Origin of the sequence: Ancylobacter sp., from assembly GCF_965229075.1 — a bacterium.
Lineage (GTDB): Bacteria > Pseudomonadota > Alphaproteobacteria > Rhizobiales > Xanthobacteraceae > Ancylobacter.
On the sequence record NZ_CBDDIO010000001.1, the window covers coordinates 1,222,954 to 1,248,893 of the forward strand.

At 69.1% G+C, this 25,940-nt stretch carries 26 protein-coding genes and 1 pseudogene; 7 read left to right on the forward strand and 20 right to left on the reverse strand.

What is annotated here, in order from left to right; translation table 11 throughout:
* Position 1 precedes the first annotated feature (1 nt).
* The 7 genes from ACO07Z_RS06000 to ytfQ all read right to left on the reverse strand — a co-directional run bounded on the left by ACO07Z_RS06000 (position 2) and on the right by ytfQ (position 8,103).
* Complete coding sequence (locus tag ACO07Z_RS06000; RefSeq protein WP_421697832.1) at positions 2 to 934, reverse strand: dihydrodipicolinate synthase family protein; 933 nt, start codon at positions 932 to 934, stop codon at positions 2 to 4.
* An 8-nt stretch (positions 935 to 942) separates the two neighbouring features.
* A complete protein-coding gene (locus ACO07Z_RS06005; RefSeq protein WP_421697833.1) occupies positions 943 to 2,688 on the reverse strand; it encodes an IlvD/Edd family dehydratase in 1,746 nt (581 codons plus the stop codon).
* A 12-nt stretch (positions 2,689 to 2,700) separates the two neighbouring features.
* The gene (locus tag ACO07Z_RS06010; RefSeq protein ID WP_421697834.1) at positions 2,701 to 3,435 is read right to left on the reverse strand and encodes a FadR/GntR family transcriptional regulator; all 735 of its coding nucleotides are present in this window, start codon (positions 3,433 to 3,435) and stop codon (positions 2,701 to 2,703) included.
* Positions 3,432 to 4,424 carry a galactofuranose ABC transporter, permease protein YjfF gene (gene yjfF / locus ACO07Z_RS06015; protein WP_421697835.1) on the reverse strand — a complete coding sequence of 331 codons (993 nt, stop codon included), beginning with the start codon at positions 4,422 to 4,424 and terminating at the stop codon, positions 3,432 to 3,434. Before yjfF ends, ACO07Z_RS06010 begins: the two co-directional genes overlap by 4 nt.
* The gene (locus ACO07Z_RS06020) at positions 4,421 to 5,431 is read right to left on the reverse strand and encodes an ABC transporter permease (RefSeq protein ID WP_421697836.1); all 1,011 of its coding nucleotides are present in this window, start codon (positions 5,429 to 5,431) and stop codon (positions 4,421 to 4,423) included. Before ACO07Z_RS06020 ends, yjfF begins: the two co-directional genes overlap by 4 nt.
* Before the next feature lie 11 nt (positions 5,432 to 5,442).
* A complete protein-coding gene (locus ACO07Z_RS06025) occupies positions 5,443 to 6,978 on the reverse strand; it encodes a sugar ABC transporter ATP-binding protein (RefSeq protein WP_421697837.1) in 1,536 nt (511 codons plus the stop codon).
* Positions 6,979 to 7,137: 159 nt separating this feature from the next.
* Complete coding sequence (ytfQ, locus tag ACO07Z_RS06030) at positions 7,138 to 8,103, reverse strand: galactofuranose ABC transporter, galactofuranose-binding protein YtfQ (RefSeq protein WP_421697838.1); 966 nt, start codon at positions 8,101 to 8,103, stop codon at positions 7,138 to 7,140.
* A gap of 508 nt (positions 8,104 to 8,611) precedes the next feature.
* On the opposite strand from ytfQ, the gene ACO07Z_RS06035 reads away from it, so the two are divergent.
* Entirely contained in the window at positions 8,612 to 9,049 is a 438-nt protein-coding gene (locus ACO07Z_RS06035) for a hypothetical protein (protein WP_421697839.1), read from the forward strand.
* Positions 9,050 to 9,111: 62 nt separating this feature from the next.
* On the opposite strand, the gene ACO07Z_RS06040 is transcribed toward ACO07Z_RS06035, so the two are convergent.
* On the reverse strand, positions 9,112 to 9,396 hold the full coding sequence (locus tag ACO07Z_RS06040) for a DUF1488 family protein (protein WP_421697840.1): 285 nt from the start codon (positions 9,394 to 9,396) through the stop codon (positions 9,112 to 9,114).
* Between the two features lie 224 nt (positions 9,397 to 9,620).
* On the opposite strand from ACO07Z_RS06040, the gene ACO07Z_RS06045 reads away from it, so the two are divergent.
* A complete protein-coding gene (locus ACO07Z_RS06045; protein ID WP_421697841.1) occupies positions 9,621 to 9,848 on the forward strand; it encodes a hypothetical protein in 228 nt (75 codons plus the stop codon).
* Between the two features lie 13 nt (positions 9,849 to 9,861).
* Here the strand turns inward: ACO07Z_RS06045 and ACO07Z_RS06050 are convergent, their stop codons facing one another.
* From ACO07Z_RS06050 to ACO07Z_RS06105, 12 genes are all read right to left on the reverse strand, one after another.
* Complete coding sequence (locus ACO07Z_RS06050; RefSeq protein WP_421697842.1) at positions 9,862 to 10,875, reverse strand: YncE family protein; 1,014 nt, start codon at positions 10,873 to 10,875, stop codon at positions 9,862 to 9,864.
* 17 nt (positions 10,876 to 10,892) lie between these two features.
* Positions 10,893 to 11,420, reverse strand: a complete 528-nt coding sequence (locus tag ACO07Z_RS06055) for an SRPBCC family protein (protein WP_421697843.1) — start codon at positions 11,418 to 11,420, stop codon at positions 10,893 to 10,895.
* 11 nt (positions 11,421 to 11,431) lie between these two features.
* Positions 11,432 to 12,427 carry a VWA domain-containing protein gene (locus tag ACO07Z_RS06060; RefSeq protein ID WP_421697844.1) on the reverse strand — a complete coding sequence of 332 codons (996 nt, stop codon included), beginning with the start codon at positions 12,425 to 12,427 and terminating at the stop codon, positions 11,432 to 11,434.
* Positions 12,424 to 12,984 carry a hypothetical protein gene (locus ACO07Z_RS06065; RefSeq protein WP_421697845.1) on the reverse strand — a complete coding sequence of 187 codons (561 nt, stop codon included), beginning with the start codon at positions 12,982 to 12,984 and terminating at the stop codon, positions 12,424 to 12,426. Before ACO07Z_RS06065 ends, ACO07Z_RS06060 begins: the two co-directional genes overlap by 4 nt.
* Positions 12,981 to 14,060: a VWA domain-containing protein gene (locus ACO07Z_RS06070; protein ID WP_421697846.1), complete on the reverse strand. Its 1,080-nt coding sequence runs from the start codon at positions 14,058 to 14,060 to the stop codon at positions 12,981 to 12,983. Before ACO07Z_RS06070 ends, ACO07Z_RS06065 begins: the two co-directional genes overlap by 4 nt.
* Positions 14,057 to 14,995, reverse strand: coding sequence for a nonribosomal peptide synthetase MxaA (locus ACO07Z_RS06075; protein ID WP_421697847.1), 939 nt, complete (start codon positions 14,993 to 14,995; stop codon positions 14,057 to 14,059). Before ACO07Z_RS06075 ends, ACO07Z_RS06070 begins: the two co-directional genes overlap by 4 nt.
* On the reverse strand, positions 14,996 to 15,868 hold the full coding sequence (locus ACO07Z_RS06080; protein WP_421697848.1) for a DUF58 domain-containing protein: 873 nt from the start codon (positions 15,866 to 15,868) through the stop codon (positions 14,996 to 14,998).
* Positions 15,865 to 16,896 (reverse strand): AAA family ATPase, encoded by a 1,032-nt coding sequence (locus ACO07Z_RS06085; RefSeq protein WP_421697849.1) that lies wholly within the window; start codon positions 16,894 to 16,896, stop codon positions 15,865 to 15,867. The genes ACO07Z_RS06080 and ACO07Z_RS06085 overlap by 4 nt, the downstream gene beginning before the upstream one ends.
* 206 nt (positions 16,897 to 17,102) lie before the next feature.
* Entirely contained in the window at positions 17,103 to 17,381 is a 279-nt protein-coding gene (locus tag ACO07Z_RS06090; RefSeq protein WP_421697893.1) for a methanol dehydrogenase [cytochrome c] subunit, read from the reverse strand.
* Between the two features lie 76 nt (positions 17,382 to 17,457).
* A complete protein-coding gene (gene moxG, locus ACO07Z_RS06095) occupies positions 17,458 to 18,051 on the reverse strand; it encodes a cytochrome c(L), periplasmic (RefSeq protein WP_244376478.1) in 594 nt (197 codons plus the stop codon).
* Positions 18,052 to 18,125: 74 nt separating this feature from the next.
* A complete protein-coding gene (gene moxJ, locus ACO07Z_RS06100; protein WP_421697850.1) occupies positions 18,126 to 19,007 on the reverse strand; it encodes a methanol oxidation system protein MoxJ in 882 nt (293 codons plus the stop codon).
* 216 nt (positions 19,008 to 19,223) lie between these two features.
* Positions 19,224 to 21,128: a methanol/ethanol family PQQ-dependent dehydrogenase gene (locus ACO07Z_RS06105; RefSeq protein WP_421697851.1), complete on the reverse strand. Its 1,905-nt coding sequence runs from the start codon at positions 21,126 to 21,128 to the stop codon at positions 19,224 to 19,226.
* Between the two features lie 448 nt (positions 21,129 to 21,576).
* Here ACO07Z_RS06105 and ACO07Z_RS06110 point away from each other — a divergent pair, with 448 nt between their 5' ends.
* The 5 genes and pseudogenes from ACO07Z_RS06110 to ACO07Z_RS06130 all read left to right on the forward strand — a co-directional run.
* Entirely contained in the window at positions 21,577 to 22,104 is a 528-nt protein-coding gene (locus ACO07Z_RS06110; protein ID WP_421697852.1) for a hypothetical protein, read from the forward strand.
* The gene (locus ACO07Z_RS06115) at positions 22,101 to 23,540 is read left to right on the forward strand and encodes an ATP-binding protein (protein ID WP_421697853.1); all 1,440 of its coding nucleotides are present in this window, start codon (positions 22,101 to 22,103) and stop codon (positions 23,538 to 23,540) included. The genes ACO07Z_RS06110 and ACO07Z_RS06115 overlap by 4 nt, the downstream gene beginning before the upstream one ends.
* A complete protein-coding gene (locus tag ACO07Z_RS06120; protein ID WP_421697854.1) occupies positions 23,537 to 24,199 on the forward strand; it encodes a response regulator transcription factor in 663 nt (220 codons plus the stop codon). The genes ACO07Z_RS06115 and ACO07Z_RS06120 overlap by 4 nt, the downstream gene beginning before the upstream one ends.
* 287 nt (positions 24,200 to 24,486) lie before the next feature.
* The gene (locus ACO07Z_RS06125) at positions 24,487 to 25,620 is read left to right on the forward strand and encodes a septal ring lytic transglycosylase RlpA family protein (RefSeq protein ID WP_421697855.1); all 1,134 of its coding nucleotides are present in this window, start codon (positions 24,487 to 24,489) and stop codon (positions 25,618 to 25,620) included.
* A 101-nt stretch (positions 25,621 to 25,721) separates the two neighbouring features.
* Positions 25,722 to 25,940 (forward strand): annotated as a pseudogene (locus ACO07Z_RS06130) (hypothetical protein); the annotation flags it as partial.

Here is a 25,940-nt window from a genome sequence, read left to right on the forward strand (position 1 = left end):
CTCACTTACCCCACCTCAATACCAGCGGATCGAGCCGGCGGGCAAGTTCGAGCAGGCCGGCCCGCGTCGCCGGATGCACCGGCGGCAGCGGCGCGCGCAGCGTGTCGTGGCGGATGACCCCGCCCTCCTGCATCAGGATTTTCGCCGTGGCGAAGCCCGCCTGTCGGTTCTCGTAATTGATCAGCGGCAGCCAGCGCTGATAGGCGTCGAGCGCGGCCGCGCGGTCCCCGGCGAAATAGGGGTCGATGATCTCGCGGATACCGTCGGGGAAACCGCCGCCGGTCATGGCGCCGGTGGCCCCCGCATCGAGATCGGCCATCAGCGTGATCGCCTCCTCGCCGTCCCACGGGCCGACGATGGATTCGCCGCCGGCCTCGATCAGCGCCCGCAGCTTGTTCGCCGCCTGCGGCACCTCGATCTTGAAATAGGCGAGGTTCTCGATCTCCTGCGCCATCTTGGCGAGGAACGGCACGGAGAGCGGCGTGCCGGCGACGGGCGCGTCCTGCACCATGATCGGGATGTCGATGGCGTCGGACACGGCCTTGTAGAAGCCGTAGACGGAAGGCTCCGGCACGCGGAAGGTAGCGCCATGATAGGGCGGCATCACCATCACCATCGCCGCGCCCGCCTCCTGCGCCCGGCGCGAACGCTCGGCGCAGATATGGGTGGCGAAATGGGTGGTGGTGACGATGACCGGCACCCGGCCCGCCACATGTTCCAGCACCGTGGCCATGACAAGATCGCGCTCGTCATCGGCCAGCACGAACTGCTCGGAGAAATTGGCGAGGATGCACAGGCCGTGCGAGCCGGCATCGATCATGAAGTCGATGCAGCGCTTCTGGCCGTCGAGATCGAGCCGGCCGGCGGCGTCGAACACGGTCGGCGCGACCGGGAACACGCCCTTATACGGGCCGGCGGCGGAAAGGCGGGTCATCCTGCACCTCAGTGATTGTCGCGGGGAACGGGCGAACCCGAACGCCCGACCAGAAAGTCGAAATCCGCGCCGCGATCGGCCTGCAGCACGTGGTCGATGTAAAGCCGCTGGTAGCCGCGCGCGGCGTGCGGCGCCGGCGGCACCCAGGCGGCGCGGCGGGCGGCCATTTCCTCCGCGCTCACATGCAGGTGCAGCGAGCGGGCGGCCACGTCGAGCGTGATCAGATCGCCATTCTTCACCAGCGCCAGCGGCCCGCCGGCGGTGGCCTCCGGGGCGACATGGAGCACCACGGTGCCATAGGCGGTGCCGGACATGCGGGCATCGGAAATGCGGATCATGTCGCGCACGCCCTCGCGCAGCAGCTTGGCGGGCAGCGGCATGTTGCCGACCTCGGCCATGCCGGGATAGCCCTTGGGGCCGCAGTGCTTCAGCACCATGATGCAGGAGGCGTCGATGTCCAGCGCCTCGTCATTGACCGCGTGGTGCATCTCCTCGACGCTCTCGAACACCACGGCGCGGCCGGTGTGCTGCATCAGTTCCGGCGAGGCGGCGGAGGGCTTGATGACGGCGCCGTCCGGGGCGAGGTTGCCGGTGAGGATGGCGATGCCGGCTTCCGGCTTGAACGGCGCCTCGAAGGGGGTGATGACCTCGGGGTTCCAGTTCGGCGCCTTTTGGACATTCTCCCACAGGGTGCGGCCATTCACCGTGCGGGCGTTCCTGTTCAGCAGACCGCGCTCGCCCAGCGCCCGCAGCACCGCCGGCAGGCCGCCGGCATAGTAGAAATCCTCCATCAGGAAGCGGCCCGACGGCATCAGGTCGACGAGGCAATGGATGTCGCGCCCCAGCCGGTCGAAATCCGCCAGTGTGAGATCGACGCCGACGCGCCCGGCGAGGGCGAGCAGATGCACCACCGCGTTGGTCGAGCCGCCAATGGCGGCCAGCGCGCGAATGGCGTTCTCAAACGCTTCCCGCGTGAGGATGTCGGAGGGCTTCAGGTCCTCCTGCACCATCTCGACGATGCGCCTCCCGGCCATGCGCGCCAGCAAATTGCGGCGGGCGTCGACGGCGGGAATGGCGGCGTTCTCCGGCAGGCCGATGCCGAGCGCTTCCACCATCGAGGCCATGGTGGAGGCGGTACCCATGGTCATGCAGGAGCCCGACGAGCGGTTCATGCCCGCTTCCGCCTCATGGAACTCGGCCATGGTGATCTCGCCGGCGCGCAGCTGCTCGCTCATGGAGATGATGTTGGTGCCCGAGCCGATGATCTGGCCACGGTAATTGCCGCGCAGCTGCGGCCCGCCGGAAACGCCGATGGCCGGCAAATCGGCGGAGGCCGCGCCCATCAGCAGCGCCGGCGTGGTCTTGTCGCAGCCCATCAGCAGCACCACGCCGTCGAGCGGGTGCGCGCGGATCGCCTCCTCCACGTCCATCGAGGCGAGGTTGCGAAACAGCATGGCGGTGGGGCGCATCGTCACCTCGCCGAGCGAGGAGACGGGGAATTCCAGGGGATAGCCGCCCGCATCCAGCACGCCGCGCCGCACATGCTCGGCGAGGTCGCGGAAATGGATGTTGCAGGGGGTGAGTTCCGACCAGGTGTTGCAGATGCCGATCACCGGCCGGCCGTCGAAACGGTCCTGCGGCTGGCCGGAATTCTTCAGGAAGGAGCGGTAATAGAACCCCATCTTGTCCTGCCGGCCAAACCAGGCCTGGCTGCGCAGAGGCTTCTTGTTGTTGGTCGATCCGTCATCGCTCATTTCGGCACCCGGTCAGCCCGCCGCGCCGTGGCGGCGCAGGCCGTTGAAAATCACATTGGTCATGGCGGCGGCGGCGGCTTCCGCGTCGGCATCGGCGATCGCCTCGACGATGCGCTCATGCGCGGCCACGGCGATGTCGTGCTCGCGCGCGTCGGCCGGGGCGGAGAGCACGAAGGAGGCGCGCAGCGCCGCCTCGATGACCGCGCCGACCGAGCGCATGAACGGGTTGCCCGAGGCGGTGGCGACCTCCACATGCAGCGTCAGATCGGCCTCGGCGAAGCCTTCGGAGGCGCCCGGCTCGTCCTTCATCTGCGCGACGGCACGGCGCATCACCGCGAGCTGTTCCGCGCTCCGGCGCTCGGCGGCCAGCGCGGCGGCGCGCGGCTCCACTGCGAGGCGGATTTCCGAGAGATCGCGCAGGAAGCGCTTGTCGATGCCGGCATCGAGATGCCAGGCCAGCACATCGGCGTCGAACATGTTCCAGGCCGCGCGCTCGCGCACCACCGTGCCGACACGCGCCTTGGTGGAGAGCAGGCCCTTGGCCACCAGCGTCTTCACGCTTTCCCGCAGCACCGGCCGCGACACGCCGAAGAGCAGCGTCAGCTCGGCATCGCCCGGCAGCTTGGCGCCCTCGCCATAGCGGCCGGCGATGATGTCGATGCCGATGGTGCGCGCCACTTCCGCATGGTTGGAATGCGAGCGGCGGGTGGGGATGACGATGATCTGCGAGGTGTTGGGCGCGCTCATGGATGGGCTCCGGCCGGGGCGCGCCGCGAGCGGCGGGCCAGGTGCAAGGTGAGCTGCTGGAAGGCGATGAAGGCGAACAGCAGGAGCCCGGTGGCGATCTTCGCCCACCAGCTCGACAGCATGCCGTCGAAGCTGATGTAGGTCTGGATCAGGCCCTGGATCATCACGCCCAGGAAGGAGCCGAAGATGAAGCCGTACCCGCCCGAGAGCAGCGTGCCGCCGATCACCACCGCCGCGATGGCGTCGAGTTCGACACCGACGGCGGAGAGCGAATAGCCCGAAGAGGTGTAGAGCGAGAACACGATTCCCGCGAGCCCGGCCAGAACGCTGGAGAGGGTGTAGATCAGCACCGTGGTGCGCGCGACATTGATGCCCATCAGCCCCGTGGCGGTGCGCGAGCCGCCCAGCGCATAGACATTGGCGCCGAAGCGGGTGAGGTGCAGCAGCACCATGCCGGCGAGCACCACCGCGAGCATGATCATCGCCGGCACGGTGAGCCGGGCGCCGCCCTCGAAGCGGAAGGCGTGGTCGGAGAGATGGGCGTAGAGATCGGCGGTGATGGGGAGCGATTCCGTCGACAGAAGAAAGCTCGCCCCGCGCGCCAGAAACATGCCGGCCAGGGTGACGATAAAGGCCGGCAGCTCGAAATACTGGATGATCGCCCCCATACAGGCGCCGAACAGTGCGCAAAGCACGAGGATCAGCACGAAGGCGGCGAGCGGCGGCACGCCCCAGCGCTCGATGGCCAGCGCCAGGAACACGGTGGTGAAGCCGATGACCGAGCCGACCGACAGATCGATGCCGCCGGAAATGATGACGAAGGTCATGCCCACGGCGACGATGACCAGGAAGGCGTTGTCGGTAAGCAGGTTCATCACCACCCGCAGCGAGGCGAAGTTGGGGTAGATGAGCGCGCAGACCACAAATCCGGCAAGGAATACCGCAGCGGTGGCGAGCACCGGCGTCAGCCGGCTCAGGGAGCGGATCATCGGCGCTTGCCTCCCGATTTCGACCGGCTGAACAGCACGCCGAGCCCGGCCAGCGCGCCGCCGAGCCGGGGCGACTGGGCGAGCAGCACGGCGAGCACCACCACCGCCTTCACCACGAGATTGGTCTCCGGCGGAAAGCCCGAGAGCAGGATGCCGGTGTTCATCGCCTGGATGATGAGCGCGCCGACCACGGCGAGCAGGATCGAGAACCGCCCGCCGAACAGCGAGGTGCCACCGATCACCACGGCGAGGATGGCGTCGAGTTCCAGCCACAGCCCGGCATTGTTGGCGTCGGCACCGAGAATGTCGGCGCTGGCGACGATGCCGGCCAGCGCGGCGCACAGGCCACTCCACACATAGACCGCGACGGTGATGAGGCGGGTGCCGATGCCGGCGAGCGCGCTGGCGCGGGGATTGCCGCCGGTGGCCTCGATCATCAGCCCGAGCGCGGTGCCGCGCACCACCAGCAGCGTCAGCGCCATCATGCCGAGCGTCAGCACGACCGGCGTCGGCAGGCCGAGCACCGATCCGCCGCCGAGAAAGGCGAGCTGCGGCGAGGTGAAGGTGACGATGCGCCCCTCAGTGATGAGCTGGGCGATGCCGCGCCCGGCGACCATGAGGATCAGCGTCGCGACAATGGGCTGGATGCCGAGCACGGCGACGAGAAAGCCGTTCCACAACCCGCAGAGCAGCCCGGCGCCGAGCGCGGCGGCGAGCACGACGGGGAGGGCGTGACTGTCGGCGAGGCTGGCGGCGATGGCGCCGCAGATCGCCATGACCGCGCCGACCGAGAGATCGATGCCGCGCATGGCGATGACCAGCACCATGCCGATGGACAGCAGCGCCACCGGCGCGCCGCGATTGAGCACGTCGATCAGGCTGCCGAACAGCCGCCCGTCCTGCACGCGGATATCGAAGAACTGCGGCGAGACCATCCAGTTGGCGAGGAGAATCACGCCGAGCGCGAGCAGCTGCGAGGTGCCGATGCGGGGGAGACGCAGAGCCATCAGCCGCCTCCTCACGCCGCGACCGGCGCGGCGGGCGCTTCGGCAATGGCGGCGAGGATGGACGCCACGTCGATCTGCTCCCCGCCGAGCCGGGCGACATGGGCGCGGTCGCGCAGCACGATCACCTCGTCGGCATAGGTGACGAGTTCCTCCAGCTCGGAGGAGACGACGAGCAGCGCCATCCCCTCCGCGCACAATTCGCGGATCAGCCGGATGATCTCGGCATGGGCGCCGACATCGATGCCGCGCGTCGGCTCGTCGAGGATGAGCAGGCGCGGGGCGGTGGCGAGCCAGCGGGCGAGCAGCGCCTTCTGCTGGTTGCCGCCTGAGAGCAGGCCGATGGGCCGTTCCGGGTCCGGCGGGCGGATGTCGAGCAGGCGGATGAACTTCGCCGCGATGGCGTCCTGTTCGCGCCGCGACAGCGGGGCGAGCGCACCACGCCGGGCCTGCAGCGCCAGCACGATGTTCTCGCGCACGGTGAGATCGGCGACGATGCCCTCGGTCTTACGCTCCTCCGGGCAATAGCCAAAGCCGAGCGCCATCGCCTCGCGCGGCGAGCCGATGGAGGCGGCATGGCCGGCGACCTCCGCCGTGCCGCAATCGGCGCGGTCGGCGCCGAAGACCAGCCGCACCGTCTCGGTCCGCCCCGAGCCCAGAAGCCCGGCGAGGCCGACGACATGGCCGGCGCGCAAGGTGAGGTCGAACGGGGCGACGGCGCCCTCCTTGCCGAAGCCGCGAAAGGCCGCGACCACCTCGGCGGGCGTGTCGTCGGTGCGCGGCGGGCGCTGGGTCGTCGCCTCGCTCAGTTCGCGCCCCAGCATCAGCCGCACCAGATCGAGCCGCTGCATCTCCGCGATGGGGGCGCTGCCGGCGAGGCGGCCATTGCGCAGCACGGTGATGCGGTCGCAGATGGCGTAGACCTGATCGAGGAAATGGGTGACGAAGACGATGCCGATGCCGCGTGCTTTCAACTGCCGCATCACCGCGAAAAGCACCTCCACCTCATGCGCGTCGAGGCTGGCGGTCGGCTCGTCGAGAATGAGCACGCGGGCCGACTGGTCGACCGCGCGGGCGATGGCGACGATGTGCTGCACGGCGACGGAATAGCTCTCCAGCGGCGCGGCGACATCGATGGACAGGCCGAATTCGGCCAGCAGAGTTCGGGCGCGCCGGCGCATCTCGCCTTCGCGCACCAGGCCGAAGCGGGTCGGCTGGCGGCCGAGGAACAGGTTCTGCGCCACGGAGAGATTGGGCGCGAGATTGACCTCCTGATAGACGGTGGCGAGCCCCATGCGCACCGCCTCTTCCGCCGAGCGCGGGGCGATCTCGACGCCGTCGAGCGCCATCGTGCCGGCATCGCGGGCCACCACGCCGGTCATGGTCTTGATCAGGGTGGACTTGCCAGCGCCGTTCTCGCCGAGCAGGGCGTGAATCTCGCCCGGGCGCAGGGTGAAGTCGACCCGGTCGAGCGCCACGAAGCCGGCAAAGGACTTTGAGAAGCCGGTCACGGCCAGCAGCGGGCGCGGGAGCGTTTCGGTGGCGTGCATGACAGCCTCGGAAGCGGCGGGAAAGCGCGCGAGCCGGCCGGAGGAGGAGCCGGCCCGCGCAGGGCAGGGGCTGCGGGCGAGGACCGCCGCGTCACCTGCTGGAGGATCGAGCAGAGCCTGTATGTGCTGCGAAAGTCTGCCTACTTTCGCGCCCAAGGCTCAGTAGCCGAGGTCCTTCTTGGATTCGTAGACCGCCTTCGGATTGTCGGCCTGGGTGTAGAGCTTGGATTCCGTCTGGATCCACTTCGGCGGCACGGTGCCCTTTTCCTTATAGGCGATCACCGCGTCGAAGGCGGGGCCGGCCATGTTGGGGGTCAGCTCCACCGTGGCATTGGCTTCACCCGCCGCCATGGCCTTGAAAATGTCAGGCACGGCGTCGATGGAGACGGTGAGGATCTCCGTGCCCGGCTTCAGCCCGGCTTCCTTCATCGCCTGGATGGCACCAACCATCATGTCGTCATTATGGGCGTAGACGGCGCAGATGTTCTTGCCGCCGCCTTCCGCCTTGATGAAGCTCTCCATCACTTCCTTGCCCTTGGCACGGGTGAAGTCGCCGGTCTGGCTGCGCACGATCTTGACATTGGAGGCGCCGGCGATGCCGTCCTCGAAGCCCTTCTTGCGGTTGGTGGCGACGGAGGCGCCGACGGTGCCCTGAAGCTCCACCACATTGCACGGCTTGCCGGCGACGGTCTTCACCAGCCACTCGCCGGCGACCTTGCCTTCATGCACGCTGTCGGAGGTGACGGCGGTGAGGTAGAGCTCCTTGCCGGAGGGGTCGATGTCGCGGTCGAGCAGCACGACCGGGATCTTCGCCTCCTTGGCCTCCTTCAGCACCGAATCCCAGCCGGTGGCGACCACGGGCGCGAGAAAAATGGCGTCCACGCCCTGGGCGACGAAGGCGCGGATCGCCTTGATCTGGTTTTCCTGCTTCTGCTGGGCGTCGGCGATCTTGAAATTGATGTTCCGCTTCTTGGCCTCGGCCTTGGAAACGGTGGTCTCGGCCGCGCGCCAGCCCGATTCCGAGCCGATCTGCGAGAAGCCGATGGTCAGGTCGGCAGCCTGCGCGCCAACCGAGAACAGCGCGCCGGACACGGCGGACGCGAGCAGCAAGGCCCTGAAATTCATTGGCGTTTCTCCCGTGAGGTATCACCGTCGCGCCACTTGCGGGCGCTTGCCGGCGGGGAATCTATGCCACAGTCTTTCGAAGCTGAATAGTCATACTGTTTGACTTTTTAACATGCGCCTTGCCCCCTCGGCCCCTGCCGGCAAGACCGCCTGTCCCAATCCGCGCGGAGGCGCCCGTAGAACTACGTAGGCGACGGCAAAACCAGCCTGACGCAAGCCCCTGCACCCCAACGGGGTGATGAAGGGCGGCTGATTCATCGCCCCGCAGACCGACGGCCGGGAGAGCATCCTCGCGCCGCTGCCCTACATCGTTCAGGGCAAGCCGGTGTTCCTTGCCGCCATGTCGGCAGTCCCGCACCTTGCGGTCGGTGATGAACGAGTTCCTGGAGACGGTCCGCGCCGCCTGAGCCCGCGCCGACCCGCCCGGTGTCTCCACGGACCGGGCGGGAACGGGCGGGGGACCGGGAAGTTGTTCCCTCAGCCAAGATGCATTGGCAGGAGGAACGCCATGAAACTGTTCGCAAATACCGCTATTCTTAGCCTTGCCGGGGTGCTGACCCTCGGTGCTGGCGCCGCCGTCGCCGGCCCCTGCACCGACCGCCTCGCCCAGCTGGAGAAGAAGGTTTCCGCCAGCGACGCCGGCTCCGGCCCGACCAATTTGCCGGCGGCCGGCACTACCGCCCCAGATGCCAGTACGCCGCGCGCCGGCGAGGCGCCGGGGACCGGCGGCACCACCGGCATGAACGACACGCTGGCCGGCAAGGCCGCTTCGCCCGCCGATGTCCGCGCCCAGACCTCGGGCCAGAAGACGGCGGCGGAAGGCGGCGCTGCCACCGCCGACCAGCTCGACGGCGCCATGAAGCGGGCGCGCACGGCCGACGCCGCCGGTGACGCGGCGGCCTGCGGCCAGGCGCTCGACGAGGCGGAAAAGCTCATCCCGGGCTAAAAAGAAAACGGCCGCCTCCACGGGAGGCGGCCGAACTGTTTCGCGCCGTACGACGTGCCGCGTCAGAGCGCCGGGCCGTCGATCACGTCCCCGGCGCCAAGGGTGAGCGGACGCGGGCTGCCGGCCTCACCCATCTTGCGCAGCGCCGCCGCTTCGATGCGCGGGCGATGCTGCTCGAACCGGGCGAGACGGTCGGCACGGCTGGCGAGCGGGCTGTTCTCCAGCCGCTCCAGCGCGTCCCAGCCGACGAGGCATTCGACGATGTCGTCATCGCCGCGAAAGAAAAACCGGACCACCTTCTGATCGGTAACATCTTCCGCCGGTTTGGCCGAATGATGAAGTGTCATGGCTACCTCCTTGCTGACAAGGACAACCCGGTCGGGCGGTAGAAGTTCGCAGGAAGTTGGCCACACGCTTCGCTTTAGATCACGCGGACGGACGTTGGCCATCATGCATCCACAATGACATTTCATACCCGGATGCCTCGGGCACGGATGAGAACGATGCGATGATTTCATCAAACGACGTGACACCACGCGACGTAACGCCAAGTTACGTGACACCCAGCGACGTGACACGTCGGATCGCCGAGACGGTGGAGGCCCGCCTCGGCCGCATCGACAACCGCGATGTCGGCATCTATCCCGTCGAGGCGCCGGGCGACGCCCCGAACTGGGCCGCCCACATCGCCCGCTCCGCTGGCGGCGGCCCGGCCTACCGGCAATGGCGGCACGACCAGCTGCGCGCCGCCGTCCATGCGGTGCAGCGCGAGATGCCACGCATCAACTGGGAAGGGTGAGCGGGGGGGGGGCTCAGCGGCCGCCGGGCAGGGCGATCAGATTGCGCGGGCTGGTGCCGACCTTGATGCGGCCGAGCAGGGCGCTTGTGCCGATGTCGATCACCACCACCTCGTCCTCCGCCCAGTCCACCGCCGCCGCGCGGGTGGGGGAGGCGACCGCGATGCCCTCGGGAAAGCTGCCGAGCCGAGGCTGCTCCGGCACCACGGCAAGCGTGCCGGCATCGAGCACGGCCAGCCGGCCGCTCTGCTGGTTGCTCACCAGCACGCGGCTTCCATCCGCCGTCACCGCCACCCCATAGGGCATGAGCCCGATCTTGACCCGGGCGATCTCGCGCGGCGCGGCGCCGGTGTCGAGGATGGAGAGATCGCCGCTCTGCACATTGGCGACATAGAGCCGGTCCCCGGCCGGCGACAGCGCCAGAGCGAACGGCGCGCGCCCGACCGGTACGGTGGCGAGGCGCGTCATGTCGGCGACCCGCACCACGCTGACCTGATTGCTCTCACGGTCGGCGACATAGGCGAGGGCGCCGGCGGCATCCAGCACCAGCCCCGCCGGCGCCTTGCCGATGGCCACGCGGCCGGTCTCGGCGCCGGTGGCGGCGTCGAGCCGGAGCAGGGCGTCGCCGCTCCAGTCGCTGACCAGCAGGGCACGCCCATCCGGGGTGACGGCGATACCGAACGGCTGCAGCCCCGCCTTGAACGTCGCCGTCACCCGCCGCGCGGCAAGGTCGATGCGGCTGACGAGGCTGAGGTCGGGATGGGTGACATAGAGCGTCGCCCCATCCGGGCTGGCGGCGAGGCCGGCGGGCACGGCGGGGACGGCGATAACCGCCCGTACCGCGCGCGCGTCGATGTCGACCAGTGCCACCTCCGCCGCCTTCTGCGACACCACCGCCATGAGCGGGGAAGGCAGCGGGGAGGGCGGTTCGGCGCGCGAAGGGCCCGCCGCGAAGGGCACAGCGAGCGCGGAAATCGCGAGCGCGGAAATGGCGAGCGCGAGCACGGCGCGCCGAGACGCCGCACTCACCGCGCGCGCCGCGCCTCTCACTTCCCGGTCACCTTGGCCTGCAGCCCTTTGAGGCCCTGCTGGATGAAATCGGTCATCGCCGCCACGGCGGCCTCGTCATTGCGGTCCTCCGGCGGCTCGTTGGTGGTGTCGGCGCGGTAGAAGCGGGCATCCCATGTCACCAGACTGCCGGCGCCGTCCGGCTTCACCTCGATGGTCTGTGTGTAGAAGCTGACCGGGATCGCCTCGGCATTCTCGGTGAGCAGGCGATAGGAAATGCGGTGGGCGGCGGGGTCGATCTCGTCCAGCCCCTCCTTGATCTCGCCCTTCTCCAGCGTCACCACGCGCTCGGCGCCAGAGGCGTCGCCGCCGGTGGCCTCCAGCTTCTTCACCAGCGGGTGCCATTCGCTAAGGCTGCCGAAGCGGGAGAGCACCGCCCACACCGCCTCCGGCGGGGCGGCGATCACCAGCGTCTCGTCGGCCCGCTGGGGCGTCGGCCCATGGGCGAAGGCCAGAGCCGGGGCGAGGAGCAGCAGGCAAAGCGCAAACGCACGTCGTTGAAGCATGGTCGTGTCCTTTAGCGGGTGGGAAGGCGCTCGGGGCGCCGCGAGGTGGTGGCACCGAGGCCGAACAGCAGCGCCAGGCAGAACAACGCCAGCGCGGCGGGGATGGCGGCGGTGTCGACGCGCATTTCCACCGGGCGGGGCCGCGTATCGGCCTCGACGGCGGCGATGAGCCCGCCGCCGGCGCCGAGCGCGACGAAGCCGAGCCCGGTCTGGGCGGCGAGCGCGCGCAGATGCTCCTCGCGCATCGCGCTCAGATGCTCCGTCCCGGTGGCGGCCTCGCTGCCCCAGGGGGCGTTGCGCGGGTTCCAGCCGGCGCGCGAGGCGGCATCCTCCGGCGGTGGGCCCATGCGGTTTTCCTGCGGCACGTCCTGCTCCTCGTAGAAGCCGACCTCGCGCCCGTCCTGGTCGAATTTCGGAATGGGGGCGGGGTCCGCGCCGCCAATGCCGACCAACAGCCCCGCCACCTCGCCCACCTTGCCGTCGAAGCTGGGCAGCGCGCCGCCGGGCAGAGGCGGCGCCTCGTGCCCATCGGTCATGAAGATGAGGTCGGCCTTGAGACCGGCGGCGAGGTCGAGGCCCGAATGGACGCCGCGCGCGACATAGCTGTCGCCCTCCCAGGCCATGCGCCAGTCGAGATCGTCGATGGAGCCGGCGATGGCGGCGAAATTCCCGCAGACTTCCGCCGGCTCGAACAGCAGGAAGCTGCGCCGCTCGGTGAAGATGGCGAGGCCGAGACGCGAGCCGCAGGGCAGGCCGGCGAGGATGTCGCGCGCCGCGCCCTTGGCGGCGGCGAGGCGGGTGGCCGGACGCCCCTCGCTTTGCGCATCGCGCACATTCATGCTGCCGGTCACGTCGACCACCACCAGCACGTCGCGCACCGAGCCGGTTTGGGCGATGCGCGGGGCGAACAGCGCGGCGAGGATGGCGAGCAGCGCCGCCAGCAGCAGCCAGAACCGCCAGTCCCGACGGTGGCCGAGGCCATAGCCACCCGCTGCGCCCCCGCTCATGGCAACCCCCGTGGCAGGCCGGGAAGGTCGGTCCACAGCTTCTTCACCGCTTCGGGCGGGAGCTCCTCGCCCTCCAGCTCGATCTGCGGAAAGTCGCGCACCAGCCGCATGGCGATGTCGAGATTGTATTTCGCGTCCCAGAACCCGGGATCGAGGGTGAGGGCGCGGCGGTAATTGTCCTTGGCGAGCCGCACCAGCGGAATGGCGGGGTCGATGCGATTGGATTCGAGATGGTTGAAGGCCACGCGCAGCCGGGCATTGGCCATGTCGTACAGCGCGGCGACGGCGAGGCGCCGGTCTGGCCCGCCGGCCAGCTGGTTGAGCAGAGGCTGCGCCTCGTCCAGCCGATCGCGCGTGGCGAGGAAATGCAGCCGGGCGAAGACGAGTTCCGGTGGGTCCTCGGCGCTGATGGCGAGGTCATGGCCGGCATTGAGCGACGCGATGAGCCCATTGTCGCGCTCGACGACAAGGAGCCGCGCGCCGAGCCAGGAGGCGGCGGCGAGGCTGGCGAACAGCAATGTGCCGGTGGCGAACAGCGCCAGGCGCCTCACCCTCATGCGGCCCTCCTCAGATCGACGGCGGGAAGCGGTGTCGCCCCCGCCGGCCGGCGACCCGCCGGGCGCAGCTGCCGCTCGGCCAGCTTGGCGGCCAGCAGCAGCGCCACGGCGAGGGCGGCCACGAGAAAGGCCGGGCGGGCGAGATCGCGGCGGGGAATGCGCTCGGCATAGCGGATCGGCCGGGTTTCCTGCCGGTCGATCTCGGTGATCGCCTGCGCCACCGCTTCCGGGCTGGTGGCCTCGAAGGCGCGATAGGGCAGGCCGAGGCTCTGCAGGAACAGGTGCAGGTGCCGCTCCGGATTGGCTTGCGCGGAATCGTCGCCCGAGGCCGGCACGTCGTAAATGCCCTGCGCCCCGCGCGTGCGCAGGAACAGCCAGTAGAGATGCAGCGGCGTGCGTGCCGCCGCGTCGCGCAGCGCCTCCTGCACCCGCCGGTCGATCAGCGCCGCGCCGTCCGACACCAGCAGCACGGCGCGCGAGGCTTCGTCCGTGTCCTCGGCGAAACTGGAGAAGGCGAGCGCCAGCCCGCGCCCGACATCGGTGAAGGCGAGCCCCGGCCGGTCGATGGCGTCGATCGCCGCGTCAATGACTTCGTGATGGTCGGTCAGCGGCAGCACCGGCATGGGCGAGGTGGAGAAGGCGGCCACCGCGATGCGGTCATGCGGGCGGCGGGCGACGAATTCCGCCAGCAGGCGCTTGGCGGCGGCGGACTTCGATTCTTGGTCGCCCGTGGGCGCACGGCCGGCGAAGCTGTTGTCCATGCTGGAGGAACGGTCGAGCAGCAGCACGAGATGCGCTCCGGTGCCCTCGCGCTCGACGCTCTGCTCGCGCCGGTGCAGGCCCGCGAGCCCGAGCACCAGCGCCACCATGGCCACGACGCCGGCCAGCCGCAGCCCCACACCCATGATCCGCGACAGGGGATCGTCCGGGATCAGGCTCGTGGCGGCGATCCCGCGCCGGCGGAAGGGCGTGGCGAGCAGCGGCAGCACGGCGAGCAGCAGCAGCGCCAGCATGGCGGGGTGATCGACGCCCCAGCCGCGCGTCAGCCCGTCCCAGACGGCGCCGGCGGCGTTCATGCCGTGCCCCGCTCGACCGCGCGCAGCCGCTGCGCCAGCGCCACCAACTCGGCCGGCGGCAGTTCGCGCTGGGCCCCGGCGGGATCGGCGCCGAAAAAGGCGCGGCGGGAGGCGGCGAACAGGCGGCGCACCTCGGCCTCCGCCGCCCGGAAGGCGGCGTGGCGCTCGAAGAAGCCGGGCAGGTCCTCGGCGAACACGCCCTTGCCGTCGGTGGCATCAAAAGCCCGGTGCAGCGCCTGCAGCGCCCGGGTGTAGCGCGGGTCGGCCAACGCGGGATCGCCCGCCGGCGCGGCCAGCCCCGACGGTATCGCCCGCGCCGCCCGCGCGAAGGGGCGCGACCGGCGCCGGCCGAACGGTCCCCAGCCCATCTGCCAGGCGAGGAGCAGCAGTGCCAGCAGCGCCGCGCCGAGCGCCAGCAGCAGCCCGCGCCGCAGCGGCGCCGTGGACAGCGGGCGCGGGGCGATGTCCGGACGCAGCGCCATGGCCGGCCCCGGCCCGGTGGCGACGATCTCGCGCAGCGGCGACATCAGGAACGACCAGCTCGGCACGTCCACCGCCACCCGCCGCTCGCCATCGACCGCGAATAGGGCGACGGCGGGGATGGTGAGCCGGCGCGGCTCCAGCGGGGCATAGAAGGTCTGGTAGACGAGATCGAGCGTGTAGCGGTGGACGCCGTCACGCACGCCCTGGTCCGTCACCCGCACATCCCTCAGGTCGAGCCAGTAATTGAGCGCGCGCGGGGTGGGCAGCGAGGCGGAATCGAGCACGAAAGGCGCGTCGATCGCGATCTCGGCGGTGAGGGTGAGCGTGTCGCCGATGACATGGCCGAAGCCGCGCGGCGCGTAGAGTTCCACGCCACGCAGCTGGGCCAGGGCCGGGGAGGCGGACAGGGCCAGCAGTACCAGCGTGGCCAGAATGCGCGCGCGCCACCCCATTCAGCCCTCCATCAGCCGCAGGGCCAGCGCGTCGGTATCGAGCGCGTCCTTCAGCGTGACCCGGCGCAGCCCGCGCCGGGCGAACAGCGCCGCCAGCGCCGCCTGCCGCTCGCGCGCCGCGCGCAGCCAGCGGGCGCGCAAGGCCGGGCGCATGAAGACGAGCCGCGCCGCGCCGCTCTCCAAATCGCCGAGTTCGATCAGCCCCCAGCGCGGCAGGTCCTCTTCCAGCGCGCCGTCGCGCAGCACGACGGGGACCACATCGTGCCGCCACAGCGCGTCGAGCAGCCGCTCGATCTCGCCCGCCGACATGAGGAAATCCGACAGCAGGAACACCAGGGAACGCCGCGCCGGCAGGCGGCCGGCGGCTTCGAACAGGCCGGCCGCACCGGCGCCGCGCGGTTGGGCCGCCATAAGCCGCTCGCGCACCTCCGCCTCCAGCCCGCGCCGGCGCGACAGCGGCAGGCTGGCGGCCTCGTTCACGCCGTCGTCGCAGCCGAACAGCGCGAAATTGTCGCCAGAGCGCACGGCGGACAGCGCGAGCAGCGCGCCGAGTTCCGCCACAGGACCGGCCACCGCCGCGCCGAAGCGCATCGAGCCGGAGAGATCGACCAGCATCGCCACCGGCACCGCCCGGCGCGGCGCGAACTGGCGCACATGCAACTCACCATAGGGATCGCGCAGCGAGACGCGCAGGTCGATGCGGCGCGGATCGGGCTGGCGCAGCAGCGAGACATGGCGGCGGAACTCGCCTTCCGCGCCCTCGCCCCGCCCGGGATGGGCGCCGGGAAAGATGCCTTCCGGCCGCCAGCGCAGACGATAGGGTAGGGGGCGCAGATCGTCCGCGGTTGGCGTGTCGCGCGGCGTCGCCGTCATGGCGCCGGCACCCGCGCGAACACGCCGGCGATGAGCGCAGCGACGATGGGCTCGCGGCGCATTTCATAGACCGGATCGGTGAAGATGCGGTGTGCCATGACTTCGGGGAACACGGCGCGCAGATCCTCCGGCACCACCATGTCGCGCCCTTCCAGCCACGCCCGCACGCGGGCGGCGCGGATGAGGTAGCTCATGCCGCGCGGGCTGGCGCCGCCCTGCACCACCCGGTCCATCGACACGCCCTCGATGGTGAGGCCGAGCGCGCCGGGATGGCGCACGCCTTCCCACAGCGCCAGCGTGTAGGCTTCCAGCGCCGGGCTGGTACGCACGCCGATCTGGATGGCGCGGGCGACGGTGCCGAGCGCCTGCGGGTCGAGCACGCCGCTCTCCACATCCATCAGCAGCGTATCAACATCGTGGAAACGCGGGTCGAACACCAGCGCGCGGCGCGCCTCCTCCGCCTCCGGCATCGCCACCTGCACTTCCATCAGGAAGCGGTCGCGGGCGGCGGCGGGCAGTTCGAAGGTTTCCTCGCGCTCCACCCGGTTGCGGTCGGCGAAGACCTGCACATGCGGGAAGCGGTATTCGCGGTTGAAGGCCGAAACCGAGCGCTCCGCCATCAGCCGCAGCAGCAGCGAATGCACCTGCGGACGGGCGCGGTTGATCTCATTGAAGAAGAAGATGGAGAGGTCCTCGCCCTGGCGCAGCAGCGGGCCGGGGTCGATGCGCGGCTTTCCGTCCTCGCCGAGATGGGCGTGGTAGACGAGATCGCCCGGCATGAGGTCGATCGTGCCCTCGATGCGCTCGAAGGCGCCGCCGATGGCCCGGGCCATGGCCCGCAGCAGCGTGGTCTTGCCGACACCGACATCGCCTTCCAGCAGCACATGGCCGCGCGCAAAAGTGGCGATGGTCAGCAGGCGGATCACCCGCTCCTGCCCCAGCACCACCTTGCCGATCTCGCGCTCGAAGCGCAGCGCATGGGCGTGCCAATCCGCCAGCACGGAATCGGGATCGCGGACGAGATGCATGGGGAAGGCCTCTCAGGCGGCGGGCGCGGGTCGCTTGTGCCGGAAAAGGGCGCGGCCCACGCCGGACGGAGGGGACCCCGTTCGGCGTCGGCCGCGCCAGTTGCCCACAAACCGGGCGGCTTGCCCGGAGGATCGCGGGGCGGACAGGAGAATATCGTCCGCCCGCAAGTGGGTTCTCGAAGAACAGAGCCGTGCGGCCGGGGGGGTCAGTTCGGGATCTTGCTCACGTCGTAGACCCACTTGCCGGTCTTCTCGAAATTGGCGACGCGCTGGGCATTGCGCGCTTCCATCGCCTTGATCGATTCCGACTGCTTGTTCAGTTCCTTGGGATCGTGCTTGGGATCGTATTTGGAACCCGCCACCTTCTCGGGATAGCCGGGCTTGGGCTCCCAGCAATTGCCGGGCGCCTTGCAATTGGTGCCGTCATAGGCGCTGGCGCCGCCCACCAGAGCGAGGGACAGCACGCCGGCGCCGGCGAGGGTCATGGCGAAGGTGAGGCTGCGGTCGATGATGCTCATGTCAGTCTCCTGGTCGTTTTCCACCCGTCATCAACCGGCCGGTTCAGCCGGCCGGCCCGCCGCACGCCGCGGGCAGCTCTTCGGCTGGCTCAACGTGCTTGGCGTTCGCGTCGAAGGGTTTGAACTTGCTGCGCTGCTCATCGGTGAGCCACACGGCGCCCTTCGGATCGTCCTTGTAGAGATGCCGGACCCAGGCCATGGCGAGCAGCATCTCGTTCATGTTCAGCGCGCCATACATCGGGCCCATCTGGCCGTTGGCGCCGCCGAAGATGGTCTCGAACAAGCCCTGGTCGGTCTCGTTCTTGGGATAGGTCCAGTAGGAATCGTTGAGGCCGGGGCCAATCTTGCCCTCGCCATAATGGCCGTGGCAGCCCGAGCACATGGACAGGAAGATCTCATGCGCCTTGGGCAGGCAGACGGGGTCTTCGTTGTAGATGTTCTTGCCCGTTTCCAGGAAGACCTTCACCGCCTTGGTGTCGCGTCCCTCTTCCGGCGCCTCGGAAAGGTCGAGCGGCTGCCCGGTGACGGTGTTGCTGAGCATGATCGCGGCGCGGGCACCGAACCCGACCACACCGGCTCCGAGCGCTCCGGCGAGCAGCAGCGTGGCCGCCTTCTTGGTGAAAATCGTCTTCGTCATCGAACCTTGTTCACATCCAGAGATCAGGGGCGCACCGCGGCCCGGCAGACACGCGGTGCGTCGGAAGCCGTGGGTCAGGTATTCGGCTCAAGCAGCGGAATGCCTTCCTGGGTGAGGATCTGCTCGATCTGCGGGCGCGCCTTTTCCAGCGCTTCGTTGATCTGCTTGACCAGTTCCGGGTCGTTCTTGCGCACGCCGATCGCCTGGTCGTAATGCATCGGGATCGGTGCATCGTTCGGCCGGTCGATGTCCTTGGTGATCACCGTGATCCGCAGCGGGGTGGACGACGCCTTCACATAGCGCGCCACCTCGGGAGCGAAGGCGATGCCGACATCGGCCTCGCCGGTGGCGACTTCGGAGACGATGCGGTCACCCGGCACCTGGACCCACTGGTTACGGCGGGATTTGAAATTGACCAGCGAGTACATGTAGGCCGCGTTGTCCTCGAACCGGCCGATGCGCTTGAGCATGGTTTCGGCCGGCGAATAGAAGCGCACCGCGAAACGGGCCTGGTCCTTGATCTGCTGGTCTTCCCAGTCACTGGCGGTGATGTTGCGGTCGGTCTTGGTCACCAGCACATAGCCGGTGCGGTAATAGGGCTTGGAGGCGAGCACGCGCTCGTCGCCGACATCGACGCCCATCACGACGTCGCAGTTGTTCTTGTCGAGCTGGTCGCGCACGAGATAGATGCCGGGCTGGTCGGTGCGTACGAACACCGGCTTGCGGCCCATGGCCTGCGCCAGCACGATGGCGATGCGGTCCTCGAAGCCGCTATTGTCGGCGGCGGAGAACGGCGCTTCGGCGTTCGAGGCGCAGATGCGCAGCTCGTTGGGATTGCGGCCGGCGGCCTTGTCGGCCTCGACGGTCGCGGCGCGGGCGAGCCCGGCAAAGGCAAAACCGGACAAGGCGAGACCGGCGGCAAGGGCGAGCCGGCTGACGACCTGTCGTGTGGACATCGGGGAGCCCATGGCGAGTCCTCCTGGACGGGATTTCGGGTGCGGAAGGTGCTGAGAGGCAGGGGCGGGCAGGGGACGCGGCACCGGCAGTGAGCCCTTGTCGGCGCGCGTCCCCTTTCCCTGGGCGTCCGGCGGCGGGGCAGCCGCCGGACGCCCGGCCTTCGGGGACAGCGCCGCCCGCCGCGCTGTGCGGCCGGCGGCGTGTCAGGCGAAGGATCAGCCGCCGCCCTGGATCACGTTGGTCGAGTATTCGCCAACGTTCGGGTCGCTGTAGGGGCCGTCGCCATTGAGCGAGAACACCATCACGCCGCCACCCATCTGGGTGTAGTGCTGGAGCTGCTTGAAGGCGCCCACCGAGCCGAGGCCGGCGGTCGGGTCGTTGAGGTCGAACACCAGGCCGACGCCCGGCCAGCCACCGACGCCGTAATAGATGGCGACGAACTGCTTGCCATTATGGGTGTAGGTCATGGGGTGGCCGATCACGCCCGAGGGAAGCTTGAACTTCCACAGCAGCTCGCCGGTGTCGCTGTCGCGCGCCTTGATGAAGCCGTCCAGCGTCCCGTAGAACATCACGCCGCCAGCGGTGGCGAGCGTGCCGCCCCAGGCCGCGAAGCGTTCCATCACCTGCCACTTGAACTTGTTGTTGATGGCGTCATAGGCCTTCACCTGACCGAGACCTTCATAGGTCTGGCGGTCACCCTTCGGGCCCGGATACATCCACAAGGTCGCGCCGACGAAGAACTGGCCGGCACGGTAGGGAAGCATGAAGGGCTCCCAGTCCATGCAGATGTGGTTGATGCCCATGAAGAAGGACTTGCGCTCCGGATCGTAGGAGTCATGTCCCTGGTTGTGATAGCCCATGGCCGAGGGGCAGATGTCGCGGCCCTTGTGGTCCATGCGCGTGCCGAATTCCGGATCGCGCTCGGGCAGGCCGGTCTTCAGGTCGACCTTCTTCACCCAGTTGACCGTGTCGTCGATCTTGTCGGCCGAGACGAGGTCGCCATTGGTGCGGTCGAGCGTATAGACGATGCCGTTACGGTCGGGATGGGTGAGAAGCTTGCGCATCTTCCCTTCCTTGTCCTGCTGCTCGGAGAGCATCATGACGTTGACGCCGGCATAGTCCCATTCGTCGTGCGGGGTCTTCTGGTAACCGAACTTGGCGTTACCATTGTCGATGTCGCGACCCCAGATGGTCATCGTCCACTTGTTGTCGCCCGGACGCATCGTCTCGTTCCACGGCGCCGGGTTGCCCGAGCCGTAGTAGAAGAGATTGGTGTCGGGGTCGAAGGCGTACCAGCCCCAGTTGGTGCCGCCGCCGATCTTCCAGGCCTCGCCTTCCCAGGTCGCCTTGCCGAGGCCCTTCTGGCCGTACTGCGGGTTGGCGCTGTTGAAGTCGTCGGCGAGGCGCACTTCCTCGTCCGGGCCGGTGGCATAGGCGCGCCACTTCTGGGCGCCGGTGGGGATGTCGTAGGCGGTGACATAGCCGCGCACGCCGAGTTCGGCGCCCGAGGAGCCGATCAGCACCGAATCCTTGACCACGTAAGGGGCGATGGTGAGCGTCGAGCCGACCTTGATGTCGGAGTTTTCGAGCTTCCAGTATTCCTCGCCGGTCTTGGCGTCGAGCGCGACCACATTGCCGTCGAGCTGGGTCTTGATGATCAGCGGGCCGACCTTGCCGTTGCCCGGCCAATAGGCGAGGCCGCGATTGACCACGTCGCAGCACGCCACGGCGCGGGCGGTCGGGTTCTGCTTCGGCTTGTGCTGCCAGAGGATCTTGCCCGGATCGTCCAGCCCGACCGCGAAGGTCGTGTTGGGGAAGGGCGAGTGGATGTACATCACGCCGTCGACGACGAGGGGGGTGCCCTCATGGCCGGACAGCACGCCGGTGGAGAACGACCAGGCAGGACGCAGCTGCTTGACGTTCGCCTTGGTGATTTCCTTGGCTTCGCTGTAGTTGTTGGCGTTGTAGTTCTTGCCGGTCATCGGCCAGTTGTCGGTGCTTTTCGACAGCTCGACGAGCTTGTCGTTGGCCACCGCCGGCGCCGAGGCGCCGAGGCTCATCGCGGCCGCCATGACGGCGGCGACGGAGAGCGCGGACACCGAAGTGTGCAGTCGGCTCATTGGGTCTTCCCTCGCGTTTCCTACTTCCCAAGCCGCCCCGCTGCGCCCCGGCTTTGCCGTCGACGTGCGGGTCTCTTTTATCCCTCGCCGTGCCCGCTCATGCGTGGGCAGTTCCATGAGATTGTCTTAGGGAACGGCGGAGAATTCTTATGATTTTCTAAGAACATTGACTGTTCTGGGAGTATTGTTCGCCGCGCTCGGATTTATTGTCTTTAGGCAGAATGGAAATTCGAGGCGGGAAGTTTTTCCCGTCGCCGGAGATAACTCACCCCTCCACGCCGGAAGCCTTGCCCAAACGCCATGAAAATGCTTCGCTTCCAGCAGGTTGAGGCCTTATGCTGCAACCCGGACGGAGGTTTCGTCGATGATGCTGGCGCCGGCACGACCGGAGCGGTACTGTTACGGAACGCTGTTTGCGGCCGTTCTCATAAGAAGTTCATAAGTATAGATGAGCAGCTCGCCCTTTTCCCTTCTGCGCCTGTCGCTGAGCGCGGTCCTCGCTCTCGGCCTCGCCGGCTGCCCGGGCGAGAGCGAGCCGGAGACGCGCGAGCGCGTGGCCGCGCCGGAGGCCAGCGCCATCGCCCGCAAGACCTGGCTTCAGCCGACCGACGACACCGATCCGGAGGTCTGGCTCGCCAGCCGCGACGCCGGGGCGGATGTGGCCGCGACCGCGCCGGCGGCGAAGGCGTGGCACGATGTGCTCGACGCCGCCGATGACCGCTTCGGCGAGACTGGGCGGATGATCGCCAATCGCGCGGTGCAGCTGGAGACCATGCTGTCGGAGATCGGCATCCGGGAGACGGCGCGCGAAATCATCGCCGATTTCTCCACATTGGCGGGGAAGGGGTCCCGCGCCGGCTTCAGCGATCTGTGCCAGCACTACTACAATCTGCGCAAACAGGGCCTCGACCGCACCGCCGCGCTGGCGGCGCTGGCAGAGCAGCCCGCGCTGAAATCCGGGAACCCCGCACCGTGACCGCCTCCGGCACCGCCGCACCTCCCCCGCCCTCCTTCGGCCTGTGGCAGCGCCGCTCGCTGCGCTGGCAGGTGCTGGCCGCCATCGTCGCCATAAATCTGTGCGCGGCATTGGTCGCGGTGGCGGTCATCATCGCCAATGCGCGCCGTGCCACCGAGGCGGAAATGCTGTCCTCGCTCGCCGTCGCCGAGCGCTTCGTGCAGGAAACGGTGGAGCGCCTCGCCAGCGAACAGGGCGCCACCGGCTCGCTGGCGCAGCTGCCGCTGCACATTAGCGGGCTGCGCCATGTCCGCATCCGCATCGAGGACCGCGCCGGCACGGCGCTGGACATCGCCCCGGCGGGGAGCGAGCCGCATGAGGGTGAGGTGCCCGGCTGGTTCACCTGGCTGGTCTCGGCGGAAGGGCAGGAAATCGTCGTGCCGATCGTCGAGAACGGCGCCACGGTGGGGCAGGTGCGGGTCGCCGGCGAAGCCTCCGACGAGATCGCCGAAGTGTGGGAGGACATGTCCGACCTCGCTCTGCTGGCCGCGGCGGTGAACATCGCCATTCTCGCCGCGCTCTATCTCGTGCTCGGCCGGCTGCTGATGCCGCTGCGCACCCTTTCCGCCGGCCTGTCCGAGCTGGAAGCCGGCCGGTTCGAGCACCGGCTCGACCCGCCGCGCATCCGCGAGCTGGCGGTGATCGCCGAGCGCTTCAACGCGCTGGGCGCGGCGCTGAAGGCGGCGCGGGAGGACAATGGCCGGCTCAATGAGCGGCTGGTGAGCGTGCAGGATGACGAGCGGCGGCAGATCGCCTCCGATCTCCATGACGAACTCGGCCCCTGCGTGTTCGGGCTGCGCGCCAATCTCGAATCGATCGAACGCCTCGCCGCCCGTGCCGAGCCGGCACTCGGCCAGCGCATGGGCGAGCGCATCGCCACCATGACGGAGATTCTCGACCGCATTCAGGGCCTCAACCGCCGCCTGCTGCGCAAGATTCGCCCGATGGCGCTCGGCCATGTGCCGCTGGCGGCGGTGCTGGCGGACCTCGTCGCCGATTTCGAAAGCCATTCGCCCGGCCGGCGCATCACGCTCTCCGCCGAGGGCCTCGCCGAGCGCTATGGCGACAGCGTCGACATCACGCTCTATCGCTGCATCCAGGAAGCGGTGACCAACGCGCTGCGCCATGGCGCTGCCCGCAACATCGCCATCCGCCTGCGCGCCGACCGCCGCGCCGGAAGGATCGACCTCGCCATCGAGGATGACGGCACCGGCATCGCCGCCGGGGCGCAGCACGGTTTCGGGCTGATCGGCATGGAAGAACGCATCAGCGCGCTGGGCGGCACATGGCGTATCCTGCCCGTCGTGCCGAGCGGGACGCGAATCGAGGTGACGATTCCCGCCCAGCCCTATCAATTCGGCCTGTCGGCCGCTCCGGAAAGGCTTGCCGCCCAATGACCTGCGCGCTCGTGATCGACGACCACCCCATCGTGCTGCAGGGCTGCCGCCGCCTGCTGGAAGATGCCGGCGTGGAGCGCGTGCTGGAAGCGAGCACCGTGCTGACCGGCTACCGCCTCTTTCGCCGCGAGCGGCCGGATGTGGTGATCGTCGACCTTGCCTTGCAGGGCAACGGGCTCAGCGGGCTGGTGCTGGTGCGGCGCCTGCGCATGCAGGACCCGCGCACGCCGATCCTGGTCTTTTCCATGCATGGCGACCCCGTCATCGCCAGCCGGGCGCTGGAAGCCGGCGCCAATGGCTATGTGCTCAAAGACACCTCCTCCGGCGCGCTGCTGGAAGCCTTCGAGCGGGTGCGCAAGGGACAGCCCTATATGAGCCACGACCTCGCCTTGCAGGTGGCCATGCTCGGCTCGCGCAAGACCGCGCCGCTCGCCGACATCACCCCGCGCGAATTGCAGACGCTGTCGCTGCTCGCCGAGGGCAAGGACTACACCCTCATCGCCGACGAACTGGGCATCAGCTACAAGACGGTGGCCAACACCTGCTCGGCGCTGAAGGCCAAGCTCGGGGCGAACAGCCTGCCGGAGCTGGTGCGCTGTTCGATCCAGTATCTCTCGACCTCGCCCGTCGGCGCCAGCGGCCGGCCCCGCGTGATGTGAGGGCACGCGAACCGCGCGACATGACGGTTCCGTAATGTGCCGGGGCCGAACTGTGGCGGGGGTGCCTCGGCACCGATGGCGGCGGTGCCGGAATATCGTTGCCGCTTCGTCACTTACACTTCGTTCACCATGCCGAACGATGCGCCGCATTTTCGCCCCACTCGGACAGCCTCCTGAGAGACACCAAGTCGGATTGCCGGTATCTTGCCGGAGATCTTGAGTGCAGCGCGTCGGCCCTCGCCGGAATTCTTCCGCCGGAGACGGCGCTCACAGACGGTTCGGGGTGAATGGGGACATATCCTGCTCTTGCCGAGGCTTGCCGCCGCCGCGTGGCGGACCAGGCCTTTGTCCGGTTCGGCCGGGTCGCCGCCCTGTGCGGCATCGGCCTGCTGGTGGCCAACTGCACGGGCGGCCCCAGCCTGACGAGCAAGATCGATCCGAAATACGGCGTCTCCGCCAGCCCGCGCGTGGTGCAGCCCGGCCAGCCCGTGCCCAAGGGCGGCGGCACCTACCGGGTCGGCAAGCCCTATGTGGTCGCCGGCAAGACCTATGTTCCCGCCGAGCCGGACAAGTACAAGGCCGAAGGCCTCGCCTCCTGGTATGGCGACGATTTCCATGGCCGCCTGACCGCCAATGGCGAAGTCTTCGACATGAACTCCATCGCCGCCGCGCATCCGACGCTGCCGATGCCGTCCTATGTCCGGGTGACCAATCTCGACAATAAGCGCTCCATGGTGGTGCGCGTGAACGATCGCGGCCCGTATCACGACAACCGCGTCATCGACGTGTCGCACCGCGCGGCCGATCTGCTCGGCTTCAAGAACAACGGCACCGCCCGCGTGCGTGTGGAGTATGTCGGGCGCGCGCCGCTGGAAGGCTCCGACGACATCCAGCTCGCTTCCACCCTGCGCATGAACGGCAAGCCCGCCGATGCCTCCACCGTCATGGTGGCGTCCGCCGGCCCGATGCGCGGCCTGACCGCCGCCAATGTGCCGGTGCCGCCGAGCCGCCCGTTCGATCTCGGCGAGCCCGTGGAAGAGCAGCAGGTGGCCGAGGTGGCGACACTCTACAAGCCCGTTCCCGCACCGGCCGCGCCCGCTCGCGTCGCCGCTGCGCCGCGTCCCGCCGCGGTCGCCGCGCCCCGCCCGGCGGTGGTCGCCGCCGCCCTGCCGGCGCCGCGCCCGGCCGCGCCAACCAAGAACGTTGCGGCGAACAACGCCCCGGCCAAGAGCGCCAAGACGGCCAAGCCCGCCGCCGCTCCGGCAGGCGCGGTGCAGGTGGCGAGCCTGCAGCCGGCCCGCACCGCCCCGGCGCCCTCCACCGGCGCACCCGCCGGCTGGATGGTCGGCCCGCAGCCGGTGATGGGCTATGCGCCGTCGGAGGGCACGGGCCCGGCCGATATGGGTCGCGGGCTGTACTGACGCGCTCCAGGCGCCTGCGTTCCGGCAAAGCCGGCGTCGCTGTCGCATTGCGGTGGCGACCTCCGGCTGTTAACTCTGCCCGGAGCCGGGGAGGACCGACCGTGAAGCTGTTGCGCATCCTGTTCCCGCGCCGCCATCCCGTCCAAAGCGGACCTGCGACCGGCGGACATGCGGGCGGCACAATCGCCGCCACCCTTCTGGCCGCGCTCCTCCTTGCCGCCGGCTTTTCCCCCGCTTCGGCGCAGACCGCGCCTGACATCGCAGCGCCGCAGGCGATCCTGCTCGACTATGACAGCGGTTCGGTGCTGTTCGAGCGCGCC